The organism is Pseudomonas sp. CMR5c (assembly GCF_003850545.1).
In the GTDB taxonomy this organism is placed as follows: domain Bacteria; phylum Pseudomonadota; class Gammaproteobacteria; order Pseudomonadales; family Pseudomonadaceae; genus Aquipseudomonas; species Aquipseudomonas piscis.
Genome location: NZ_CP027705.1, coordinates 6,186,518 through 6,198,901, shown reverse-complemented (window position 1 = coordinate 6,198,901; position 12,384 = coordinate 6,186,518). Strand labels below are relative to the sequence as shown.

7 protein-coding genes and 1 tRNA gene are annotated in these 12,384 nt (G+C 61.3%); all 8 read right to left on the bottom strand.

What is annotated here, in order from left to right; genetic code table 11:
• Positions 1–12 precede the first annotated feature (12 nt).
• Positions 13–807: a carbon-nitrogen hydrolase family protein gene (locus tag C4K40_RS28660; protein WP_053137652.1), complete on the bottom strand. Its 795-nt coding sequence runs from the start codon at positions 805–807 to the stop codon at positions 13–15.
• A gap of 106 nt (positions 808–913) precedes the next feature.
• Complete coding sequence (locus tag C4K40_RS28655; RefSeq protein WP_053137650.1) at positions 914–2,596, bottom strand: NAD(P)/FAD-dependent oxidoreductase; 1,683 nt, start codon at positions 2,594–2,596, stop codon at positions 914–916.
• 160 nt (positions 2,597–2,756) lie between these two features.
• Positions 2,757–3,218 (bottom strand): Lrp/AsnC family transcriptional regulator, encoded by a 462-nt coding sequence (locus C4K40_RS28650; protein ID WP_022641446.1) that lies wholly within the window; start codon positions 3,216–3,218, stop codon positions 2,757–2,759.
• 94 nt (positions 3,219–3,312) lie between these two features.
• Positions 3,313–4,413 carry a pyridoxal phosphate-dependent aminotransferase gene (locus C4K40_RS28645; RefSeq protein ID WP_053137647.1) on the bottom strand — a complete coding sequence of 367 codons (1,101 nt, stop codon included), beginning with the start codon at positions 4,411–4,413 and terminating at the stop codon, positions 3,313–3,315.
• A 462-nt stretch (positions 4,414–4,875) separates the two neighbouring features.
• Positions 4,876–5,772 carry an EcsC family protein gene (locus tag C4K40_RS28640; RefSeq protein WP_053137644.1) on the bottom strand — a complete coding sequence of 299 codons (897 nt, stop codon included), beginning with the start codon at positions 5,770–5,772 and terminating at the stop codon, positions 4,876–4,878.
• 769 nt (positions 5,773–6,541) lie between these two features.
• A tRNA-Ile gene (locus C4K40_RS28635) sits at positions 6,542–6,618 on the bottom strand.
• 15 nt (positions 6,619–6,633) lie between these two features.
• Entirely contained in the window at positions 6,634–10,377 is a 3,744-nt protein-coding gene (locus tag C4K40_RS28630) for a bifunctional diguanylate cyclase/phosphodiesterase (protein ID WP_053137642.1), read from the bottom strand.
• 107 nt (positions 10,378–10,484) lie between these two features.
• Complete coding sequence (gene rpoD, locus C4K40_RS28625; protein ID WP_022641436.1) at positions 10,485–12,332, bottom strand: RNA polymerase sigma factor RpoD; 1,848 nt, start codon at positions 12,330–12,332, stop codon at positions 10,485–10,487.
• Between the last annotated feature and the right edge of the window lie 52 nt (positions 12,333–12,384).

Here is a 12,384-nt window from a genome sequence, read left to right as displayed (position 1 = left end):
GATATCCCCGGATCAGCGCTTGCCCAGCGCTGCGTAAAGTTCGGGGCGGCGATCGGCCAGGTAGCGATTCAAGGTCCGGGATTCGTTCATCAAGTCGCGGTCCAGGGTGCCGATGATCAAGGTCTCGTCCAGCCCGGCCAGGGCGATCCGGCTGCCATCCGGAGCGGCAATGCTGCTCTGGCCGCAATAGCGGATCTGTTCCTCGTGGCCGCAGTAGTTGGCGTAGGCCACGTAGCATTGGTTCTCGAAGGCTCGGGCACGAATGGTCACGTCGGCGACGAAGTCGTAGGGAATCATGTTCGCCGTCGGCACCAGGATCAGCTCGGCGCCCGCCAGGGCCAGGCGCCGGGCATTCTCCGGGAACTCGATGTCGTAGCAGATCAGGAAGCCGAGTTTCCAGCCGTTGAGTTCCACCAGGGGGAAGTCGTCTGCGCCGGCGCTGAACATCGAGTGGTCCAGGTCACCGAACAGATGGGTCTTGCGGTAATTGCACAGGCGCTGGCCGTTGGCGTCGATCAACTGCACGGCGTTGTAGATCCGGCCGTCGGCGTCACGCTCCGGATAGCCGTAGAGAATCGCCATGCCGGCGGCCTGGGCGATGGCGGCGATCCGTTGGGCGGCCGGGCCATCCTGGGCCTCGGCCAGGGCGCCGACGGCCTCGGGACCGATGTTGTAGCCGCTGAGGAACATCTCCGGCAGCACCAGCAGGTCGGCCTCGGTGGCCTGCATGGCCACCTGGTGCAGGCGTTGCAGGTTGCCGGCCACATCCAGCGGCAGTGGTGGGCACTGATACAAGGCGACGCGCATGTTCTTCACTCCTCTGACTTGCGGTAGCGGCTATCTTCGCCGCTACCGCAGACTCGGGCCAGGTCCGGATGCTGCCTTCGCAGGCGCCGGCCCGGCCCGGTATGGCTCAGTCGGCCAGGGCAATAGGGCCGATCTCGTTGAACACATCGCCCGGTCCCGGATTCTCCGGATGGGAGGCGCCGCCGAAGTGCTTCATGATGCCCCACACGGCGTTGAGCGAAGTCTGCACCGCACCCTCGACCCAGGCCGGGGTCCAGGAGACGTCGTCGCCGGCGATGAAGATGCCGCGCTGTTCGGCCGGCATGTCGTCCTGCATGAAGTGCGCATACATCCGCTGGTTGTAGCGGTAGTGGCCCGGCAGCGCGCCCTTGAAGGCGCCGAGGAAGTGTGGGTCGGCCTCCCAGGAGACGGTGATCGGGTTGCCGATGACGTGGCCGGCGATGTCGACCTTCGGGTAGACCTTCTTCAATGCGTCCAGCGCAAGCTGCACGCGCTTCTCCACTGGATGCGGCAGCATCTTCATGGCATCGCTCATCCAGGAGTAGGACAGGCAGATCACCCCGGGCTTGTCGTCGCCGTTGTCGAACAGGTAGGTGCCGCGAGTCAGGCGGTCGGTGAGGGTCATGCTCATCACGTCGCGGCCGGTCTGCGGGTCCTTGTCCTTCCAGAATGGCCGGTCGACCATGACGAACGTCTTCGACGATTGCATGTAGCGGGTGCGGTCCAGGGCCATCCACATCTTTTGCGAGAACAGCGCTTCCTCACACTCGATCTGGGTGGTCAGCAGCCAGGTCTGGCAAGTGGCCAACACTGCCGCGTAGTGGCGGGTATCGCCCCAGTAGTCGGTGACGGCGAAGGTGCCATCGGCGGCGCGGGCGATCTTCTTCACACCGGGACGCGGTGCGCCGTTGTGCAGCTTGGCCAGGGAGGTGCCGGCCGGCCAGTGGGCGCATTTTTCCGGAACGTGGCTCCAGATGCCGCGAGGCACTTGCTCGACGCCGCCCACCACCAGGTGCTGGTGGTCGTCGCAGTTGGTCATCACCACGCGGAAGATTTCCAGCATGGAGTTGGGGAAGTCCGAGTCCCAGCCACCGGTGCCGAAGCCCACTTGGCCGAAGATCTCGCGGTGGCGGTAGGACAGCTGCGAGAACGCCTTGGAGGTGGCGACGAAGTCATAGAAGGTGCGGTCGTCCCATTTGGGTACCAGCTCGTCCCACAGGGCCTTGAGTTTGAGCGTATCGCGCTCGCGGATGGCGTCCTGGATTTCCGAGAAGCGTGCGCCGTCTTCCAGGGCGTCGGCCCAGGCCCGGGCCACTTCGCGGAAGATCTCCGGCAGGTCGTCCATCTTCTCGGCGTAGTGGCTAGTGCCTTCCAGGTCGACCACGGTGCTGCCCGAGGCTGGCGTCAGCGGGTTGGGGAAGGGGCGGGTTTCCAGGCCGAGCTTGTCGACGTAGTGGTAGAAGGCGGTGCTGGACACCGGGAAGCGCATGCCACCCAGCTCGGCGATGATGCCATCGGCGCCTTCGAAGGTTTCCGAACGCAGGCGGCCGCCCATTTTCGATGCTTCGTAGACCACCGGCTTGAGGCCCATCTTCATCAATTCATAGGCTGCAACCAGCCCGGAGATGCCGGCGCCGACGATCGCCACTTCGGCGCCGTGCTGGGCCTTTGGAATGCTGCCCAGGCCGGCGGGATGCTCGATCCAGTCATCGAAGGCGAAAGGGAAGTCCGGGCCGAAGATGGTGATCGGTTTTTTGCCGTCTGCAGGATGGCGATTGTTCTTGTTCATGGCTGACCTTGGCGGGCGGCTCAGCGGAATGCTGAGTATAGGAAAAGATGGCAGCCATTCTAGAGAGGGGGAAACTCGTAAATAAGACGCAAACTGTCGTCGTTATGCATTGTTATTTTTCAATATGACGAAATCTGTGTTCAGAGTGACGAACTGCTTGTCACAGTGCGTGCCCGCGATCGATCTTGCTGCTGAGGATGATCGAGGTAGTGGTCTTTTCCACGCCATCGATGCTGCCGATCTGGTCCAGCAACTGGTCCAGTTGCTCCGGGGATTCGGTGCGCAGCCAGGCCACGTAGTCGAACTCGCCACTGACCGCGCACAACTGCTGGACCTGGGCCATGCCGCTCAGGCGACGCAGGACTTCCTTGCCGGAGCGTGGCTGGACCTTGATGCCGACATAGGCTTGCAGCCCGCCATCGACCACCCGCTGGCCCAGGCGCACGCCGTAGCCGGTAATGACCCGAGTTTTCTCCAGGCGTGCCAGGCGCGAGGTCACGGTGGTGCGGGCGATGCCCAGTTGCCGCGCCAGCATGGCCACGCTTTCACGTGCGTTGATCTGCAAGGCGGCGATCAGCTGACGGTCGACTTCGTCGAGAACGGGAGGGCGGCTATCGGACAAGATGGGCTCCAGCGCGGTGGTCGGGGAGCGCACATGTTAGCGTCTCCCACGGTCCGCCGCTCGCTGCCCGGGTCGGGGCCTGGGCGGCATGGGCTCAGGCGGGAATGACCTGGGCGAAGGCGTGGCGAAAGCGCTGCATGTCCTGTTCGTCGCCGATGCTGACCCGTGCCCAGTTCGGCCAGCTGTCCCAGACCCGGCCGATCTTAACCTGGCGTGCCGCCAGGGCATCCACCACTTCCTGGGCCGGACGCCGGACATCGACCATGAAGCAGTTGGCCTGGGAGGCGGTGCAGTTGAATCCGCGTTGCTGCAGCCAGGCGATGGTCTGGTCGCGCAGTTGCTGGTTGTGCCGCTTGCGCTCGCCCAGCAGCTTCGGGTCTTCCAGGCTGGCCAGTCCTCCCAGCAAGGTCGACGCCGCCGGCACGTTGTAGCCGCCGTAGGTTTCCAGGCGTTCGAGCAGCGCCGGCTGGCCTACGGCCAGGCCCAGTCGCGCCCCGGCCATGCCGTAGATCTTGGAGAAGGTGCGCAGCACCAGCAGTTGCGGGTGTTCCTTGACCAGCGGGATGCAGGTGCTGGCCGTGGAGAAGTCGATGTAGGCCTCGTCGATCAGCATGACCGTGCCCTTGGGCAGGCGCGCCAGGGCCTGTTCGATGGTCTTGCGTGGCGTCAGGGTGCCGGTGGGGTTGTTGGGGTTGCACAGGTAGAGCAGGCCCGGCGCGGGATCGATAGCGAGCATCGCCTGCAGGTCGTGGGCGTGGCTGGCATCCAGCGGTACCTCGTGCACCTTGGCCTGGCGCCCTTCGGCAGCTTCCCTGGGCGCCTCGTAGGAGGGGGTGGCCATGACCAGGCTGGTGTCTTGGGTAAAGGCCATGACCGCATGCTGCAATGCTGCCTTGGAGCCGCAGAAACTCTGCACATGATCCTCGGGAATACCTTGCTGGCGAGCGAACAGCGCATTGAGCCGGTACTGGATCTTGTAGGGATAGCGACCGCTGATGGCGATGCCTTGCTGCATGGCCTGGCGGCTGGCGGGAGAGGGCCCCCAGGGGCTCTCGTTGAAGTTGATCAGGACATCGCCGGAAGGCGATTGGAGGGGCGGTGCGGCGGGCTCGGCGGCCCGGCTCCATCCTGGTAGTGCAAGCAACGGCAAGGCGGACGCGAGTCCCACCAGTGATCGGCGCGTAATCTCAACCATCGATAGATCCCTTTCTTATCGTGAAAGACAACGGGGTGTCTTTTGTCCTGGTTGGACATCGATATGACGGCGGGAAAACAGCGGGATTTAAGCTGGCGATTCGATGGCCAGGTAGATGGCAGCGTTGCCATGTTTAAAGTGTTGATCAATCCGCGAGTATCAGTCCTCGGCGAAAATGCCCAACCACTCCGTGGCGGATTAGCTGATCGATCCCGGGCTGGATGCAAGGCGTACTAGATTTCACCGTTTCAGAGCTCACTCGGCTTAGCTACCGGGGGATCCCGTTGGGATATTTGGCTACCCAACTGTTGCCTTTAGTCCCCTTCAAGCAAGAGGCTTTTGGCCTCGTGCTTGAACTCAGCTGGAAGTGAACGGAGCAGCTTGGCTCTCAGACAGCTCTATCTAGCGAAAAATTTCGTCTAAACGAGTGCCGGGTTAATAAAGCCTTTACAGTTGGTGATCTCACACCGCCTGTTCGGCCTCGGTGTAGTGCGGGTCATAGTCCCTGGCGGGTTTTACGGTCACCTCAATCACTTCCGGGCCATACTTGTGCGCAAGGAAGCGCTCTCGATAGAGGTAGAAAGCTGCGTCGCAGACTTTCATCGTGAAGTAGGCGTTAAAACCGCCGCCCACTGCTGCACCCACTGCAGGAATTGTTTGGGCGAGTTTTGCTTTTGTGAGGCGTATACCCAGAGCCTTAGCGATTTCTTGGATAATTTTCACAAAAACGCTTTTTTCCAACTCCTGCCATGTCGTTTTCTTTGCGACATCTTGGGAAAGCTTGATCAATTGAGCCATGGCGAGTGCTTTGGAGCTGTCGGTGGGAGAGGACGCAAGGCCCAGTACGTTGAAGGCGAACAAGCGTTCCTCCTGGTGAGAGGCATCAAAACCGTAGTAGGCCGCGTATTCTCCGATCGCTCGAAGGTTGAGTGTGATCAAGGCCGGAATATCAACGGCCAAGCCTGCTATCCCAACGGCCCCTGCTCCAGCACCTTCTACCAACGCGATCCCTTTGTACTTAGCGCCGAGGAAGCCAACGACTTTGTCTATTTGCTCTAGGTCCAGGTCGTGGATGTCTTTATGGGTTTTGATTGTGCTGTGCCCATCGCCACGGAATTCTTCAAAAATTGCTTCTGGTCTAACGCTCCATTGTGCTGCGTCATTGCACACGCTGGTCAAACCTTCGATCGCGCCTTGGATCGCGGGACCGACACCGGGGGCCTTGAACAGCAGATCACCTGCTTTATCTAGCGGTTGGTTTATCACTTTCAATGCCTGACCAAACCAGCCGATGTCAGGCTCCTTCCAGTTGTGAATCTCCTTGAGTGCGTGTTGTTCGTACTTGCTCAGTTTTGGCATGTTCAATCCTTGGGTTGTAAATCAATCTTCAGTGATTTCGAAGTGCCATTATGCCGTGCCTGCCTCAGTTTCTGTTGCCGATTGTCGCTCTGCTCTATTTTTGTTGTGCGAGGTGGTGGCTTTAGTCGCTTGCTCATGGTGATTTTCCAGGTTTGGCAAGACCGGTAACCCTTAAAATGATGGGTACTGAATTTGAACGCCCGGAAGAGCTACAGAAGCATCCGAGGGAGACAAAGACCAACTTAGAGTTGAGATTGAGCATGAGAGTGGTACGCCTTGAAGGCAGCATGCCGCTTGTTCGAAGCTTGAAGATACAGCGGCTGGTACGTCCAAAAGGGCAGCGGGATTGCTTACTAGCTCACGCCGTCGTCAGCCATTACATGACGGACGATGGCATCTTTACAACCTGGGCCTCTTCGCCTCACTACCTTGACCATGGCTTCTTCAGCCCAGGGCACCTAGCTGGTGTGGAGAGCAAAGCAGCAGGAGCGCGCGGCATGCCTAGCAATCCACGCGGTTGGCAATTGAAGTAATCCTGCAGCGACTTACGTGATCACTTTGTAGGTATCCAGGGCCTAGAGCCGAGACTACCTAGCTGGGAAGCTGGAGCGAATTATTTTCGTAGATACTAGTACAGGTCCCCCCGAACTTCTTCAGGTGCAGGGAACATATGTGGAGGGGCGGTAGAGAAATTTCTGGGCTGCGGTGTGGACAAACTGTGTCCACAACTCGAGATACACGAAAGCCGCGCAATGCGCGGCTTTGAATATGGTGGGCCCACACGGACTTGAACCGTGGACCAAAGGATTATGAGTCCTCTGCTCTAACCAACTGAGCTATAGGCCCTCAGTAGGCGGCGGATTATAACGATGGTTTCTCGGCTGTGCTATCCGAAAAACCGGAAACGCGGATCTGCAGGAAGCGCGCGCAGAACTCTTCGGCTTCCAGCGGCAGGCTGACGATGTAACCCTGGATCTGTTCACAGCCTTCCAGGGCGAGGAAGGCTTGCTGTTCCTGGTTCTCCACGCCTTCGGCTATCACCGTGAATTGCATGCTGCGACCTAGGGCGATGATGGCGCGCACGATCGCCACGTCGTGGGGGTCGTCCGGCAGGCCGCGGACGAACGACTGGTCGATCTTGAGGAAGTCCAGCGGCAGGCGCTTGAGGTAGCTCAGGGATGAATAGCCGGTGCCGAAGTCGTCGATGGCCAGTTGCACGCCCAGGCGCTTGAGTTGGTGCAGGACCTCCAGCGCCTCTTCGGCCTGGCTCATGATGAAGTTTTCGGTGATCTCCAGTTGCAGCAGCCCGGGTTGCAGGTCGTGGTCGCGCAGCAATTGTTCGATACGGTTCAGCAGGTCGGGTTGGCGCAACTGGGCGCCGGCCAGGTTGACCGACAGTGGGCCGAAGCTTTCATAGTGCTGGTTCCAGTGCTGAAGATGCAGGCAAGCCTGTTCCAGTACCCAATCGCCAATCGGCAGGATCAAGCCGTTTTCTTCGGCCAGCGGGATGAAGTGTTCCGGCGGAACTTCGCCGAAGCTGGGATTGCGCCAGCGAATCAGGGCTTCGGCGCCGACCAATTCATGGTTGCCGAGGCTGATCTTGGGCTGGAAGTACAGGGTCAGTTCGTTGCGCTCGATGGCGCGTCGCAGTTCATGTTCCAGGGCCACGCGCTCGCTGGCCTGGGCGGTCAGTTCGCGGGTGTAGCGTTCCACGCGGTTACGGCCCTTGGCCTTGGAGCGGTACATGGCGGCATCGGCGTTCTTGATCAGGGTGGCGACGTCGCAGCCGTCCTTGGGGTACAGACTGGTACCGATGCTGGCGCTGATGAAGAACTCGTGTTCGCCGGCCTGGAATGGTGCGTTGAAGCAGTTCAGCAGCTTGCTGGCGATGTGGTCGGCGTCGCTGGGCTGGTGCAGGCCGGGGAGCAGGATGATGAATTCGTCCCCGCCCAGGCGGGCCACGGTATCGATGTCGCGCAGTTGCTCCTTGAGCCGCACGGCGATGCCCTTGAGCAGCAGGTCGCCCACCGGGTGGCCGAGGCTGTCGTTGATGTGCTTGAAGCGGTCCAGGTCGAGGAACAGCACCGCGCCCTGGCCGCCGCTGTCCTGTTGGCTGTTGAGCGCCGCCAGCAGCCGGCTTTCGAACAGGGTGCGATTGGGCAGGCCGGTCAGCGGGTCGTGGTGGGCCTGGTAGTCGAGCCGGGCCTGGGCATGCTTGAGGCTGGAGATGTCGGCGAACACCGCGACGAAGTGGGTGGTCTGGTGTTCCTGGTTGCGTACCGCGTTGATCGTCAGCCAGTTGGGGTACAGCTCGCCGTTCTTGCGGCGGTTGGATATCTCGCCTTGCCAGTGCCCTTCCAGGGTCAGTTGGTGCCACATCGCCGCGTAGAAGGCGCTGTCGTGCAGCCCCGAGGCCAGCAGGCGCGGAGTGTGGCCCAGGGCCTCGCTTTCGCTGTAGCCGGTGATCTCGCTGAAGGCGCGGTTGACCGCGCTGATGCGCTGCTGGGTGTCGGTGATCATCACGCCTTCGGCGGTACTCTCGAAGACCGTGGCGGCCTGTTGCAGTTTTTCCTGCATCAGGTGGCGGTCGGTGATATCCCGGGCGATGGTCAGCATGCAGTCGTCATCGCCGATGGGCAGGGGGCGGCTGGAGACTTCGCAGAGTCGGACCTGGCCATCGCTGCGGCGGATATGGCAGGTGAAGTCCCGGACGAATCCGTCCCGTTGCAATAGATCGAGCAGCTGCTTGCGTTCGTTGAGATTGACCCAGATTCCCAGGTCAAGGGTCGAGCGGTCCAGGGACATGGCGCTGTTGAAACCGGTGATGCGGCTGAAACCCTCGTTGACCTCCAACAGCAGGCCATCGCGTTGTCGGCTCAGTAGCAGGCCGTCCGGGGAGGCGTGGAAGGCCTTGGCGAACTTTTCCTCGGAGGTCTGCAGCCGTTGCTGGGTTTCCTTGAGCGGGCTGATGTCGCGCACTACCACGACCAGTGCCGGGGTGGTGTCGAGGTCGAAGGGCTCGGCGGAGATCAGCCCGGTGAACAACTGGCCGTTGTGCCGCCGGAAGGGCATCTCCAGGTTGCGGATGCTACCGGCCTGCAAGCGTTGCAGCAGGCTGGGACCGACCCCGGGGATGCCCCATATGTTCAGTTGCGTGGCGGTCTGGCCTATCACTTGCGCGGCGCTCAGGCCGATCTGCTCCTCGAAGGCCTTGTTCACCTCCAGCAGGCAGCCGTCCGACAAGCGGGCGATCACCAGGAGATCCGGGCATTGCTGGAACACCGAGGCGAATTTCTGTTCGGACAGGCGCAGGGCTTCCTCGGTGTGCTTGGCCTCGCTGATGTCGATCATCAGGCCGCGCATCACCGGTTCGTGGCCGTGCTCGATCAGGCTGACGATATCCCGGACCCAGAGGCAGCGGCCATCGGCGGCGATCACCCGGTAGTCGAGACTGTGGTCGCGTCCGGCCTCGAGTTCGTGATCGCAGAACGCCTGGGCGCGAGTCAGGTCGGCGGGGTGGATGATGTTGCGCCAGAAGCCGGGAACCAGCCAATGGGCCAGGGGATAGCCCAGCAGCGGCTCGGCATGGGGCGAGACATAGCTGTAGGTGAAATCGCTGACACGGGCCTCCCAGGCGATGGCCGAGAGGCTCTCCACCAGGCTGCGGTAGTGGTATTCGCTGCTGCGCAGTTCCTGCTCCAGGGCTACCCGGCGGGAGATTTCCGAGCTCAGGCGGCGGTTTATGCGGATCACCACGGCCAGCACGGTGACCAACAGCAGTAGCCCTGGCAGGCCATAGACCAGCACATCTCGCCAGAATGTGCGGTGGTCGAGCACGCTGCCGACCCAGCGCTGCTGGATAGTGCTGATTTCGTCCGGGCTGAGATCGGCGAGGACCTTGTCGAGAATGCCTACCAGGGTCTTATTCTCCTGTGGCACGGCCATGGCCAGTTGATAGCGGTAAGGGGTCTCACCGCTGACGTAGAGGCCCTCGAGCTTGAGCTGGCGCAGGCTCCAGACGCTGGAGGCCAGGTCACCCACTACCGCGTCCACCTTATCAGTGGCCAGGGCTTGCAGGGTCGAGCTGACATTGGGCAGGGCCACCAGGTTCAGGTCCGGGTGATGGGAGCGCAGCAGTTCGTGGGGGGCGTAGTTCTCCACCACGGCCACCTTGAGCCCGTACAAGTCTTCGAGATTGCGGGGCTGGGCGCCGCCCTTGTGGGCCAGGATCACGATGGGAAAGTCCAGGTAGGGCCGGGTGAAGGCCATGTAGCTCTGGCGTTCGGGGGTCGACATGATCCCAGGCAGCAGGTCCAGCTTGCCTTGCCGGGCATCTTCCAGCACGGCGGTCCAGCTGGCCGGTTCCACGGGCTTGAGGCTGATGGAGAGGCGTTCCTGGATCAGCTGGATATAGTCCGCTGCCAGGCCCTGGTAGCGACCTTCCTCGTCCCGATACTCGAAAGGTGGCCAGGAGGCATCCACGCCCAGGCGCAGCTCCGGGTGGGACTTGAGCCAGCTACGTTCTTCATCGGTGAGAGTCAGCGCGCCAGCCGTTGCGGTCCAGGTAAGCAACGCCAGCAGAAGCATGGCCGACAGTCTGGGCATAACCGTCTCGTTGTGGAGGAACGGGAGAATGCTTCGAGTGTAGACGGGGTATCGGCGCAGGGAGGCTGCAGAAAGCAAAACCCCCAGCAGGGCTGGGGGTCTTGGTGTTACTCGTCGAGGAAGGAGCGCAGATGCTCGCTTCGCGTCGGGTGGCGCAGCTTGCGCAGTGCCTTGGCTTCGATCTGACGGATCCGCTCGCGGGTCACGTCGAACTGCTTGCCGACTTCCTCGAGGGTGTGGTCGGTGTTCATATCGATGCCGAAACGCATGCGCAGCACCTTGGCTTCGCGGGCGGTGAGACCGGAAAGCACGTCGCGGGTGGCTTCCTTCAGGCTCTCGACGGTGGCCACGTCGATCGGGGACTGCATGGTCGAGTCCTCGATGAAGTCGCCCAGATGGGAGTCTTCATCGTCGCCGATCGGGGTTTCCATGGAGATCGGCTCCTTGGCGATCTTCAATACCTTGCGGATCTTGTCCTCAGGCATTTCCATGCGTTCACCCAGCTCTTCCGGAGTCGGTTCGCGACCCATTTCCTGCAGCATCTGCCGGGAAATACGGTTGAGCTTGTTGATCGTCTCGATCATGTGCACCGGAATACGGATGGTGCGGGCCTGGTCGGCAATCGAACGGGTGATTGCCTGGCGAATCCACCAGGTGGCGTAGGTCGAGAACTTGTAGCCACGACGGTATTCGAACTTGTCCACCGCTTTCATCAAGCCGATGTTGCCTTCCTGGATCAGGTCGAGGAATTGCAGGCCACGGTTGGTGTACTTCTTGGCGATGGAGATCACCAGACGCAAGTTGGCTTCAACCATCTCTTTCTTCGCGCGACGGGCCTTGGCCTCGCCGATCGACATGCGACGGTTGATTTCCTTGATCTCGAGGATCTTCAGGCCGGTCTCGGCTTCCAGGGCGGTCAGCTTCTGCTGGCAACGGACGATATCCGGCTGCAGGCGAGCGATGGCCTCGGCGTACTTGCTCTTGCCTTTGGCCAGGGCGTCGGTCCAGCTTTCGTCCACTTCGTTGCCCGGGAACTGGCGCAGGAAGTCGGCACGCGGCATGCGAGCGTCACGCACGCACAGTTGCATGATGGCGCGTTCTTGCTGACGCAGGCGATCCAGGGCGCTGCGTACACGCTCGACCAGAGCCTCGAATTGCTTGGGCACCAGTTTGATCGGCATGAACAGCTCGGCCAGGGCGAGCATCTCGGCGATAGCCTGCTTGTTCTCGCGGCCGTGCTTCTTCAGCGCCTTGCGGGTGACTTCCAGCTGGTCGGCCACGGCGCCGAAGCGCTGGGCTGCGACGACCGGATCAGGACCGCTTTCGGCTTCTTCCTCGTCATCGGAGGCTTCACCGTCTTCGTCTTCGCTGTCGTCGTCTTCTTTCGCCGACTTGGTGTCGACAGGCGGCGGTACCTCGGCGGCAGGCGGCGTGATGCCGTCGTCCGGGTCGATATAACCGCTGAGAACGTCAGACAGGCGGCCACCTTCGGTGGTGACGCGAGTGTATTCGGAGAGGATGTGATCAACCGTGCCAGGGAAGTGCGCGATGGCGCCCATCACTTCACGGATACCCTCTTCGATACGCTTGGCGATTTCGATTTCGCCTTCGCGAGTGAGCAGCTCTACGGTGCCCATTTCGCGCATGTACATGCGCACCGGGTCGGTAGTGCGACCGATGTCGGTTTCCACAGCCGCCAACGCTGCGGCGGCTTCTTCAGCTGCTGCTTCGTCGGTATCGGCTTCGGCCAACAAAAGGGCATCCGCATCCGGAGCACTCTCGAATACGTTGATCCCCATGTCGTTGATCATGCGGATGATGTCTTCCACCTGTTCCGGATCTGAAATATCCTCCGGCAGGTGGTCGTTGACCTCCGCGTAAGTCAGGTAACCCTGCTCACGTCCACGGCTGATCAACTCTTTGAGGCGAGACTGCTGTTGCGCTTTTCCGGACATAACACCCTATCCACTGAAGGTCTTGGCGGGCAAAAAACAAGCCGAGGATTAT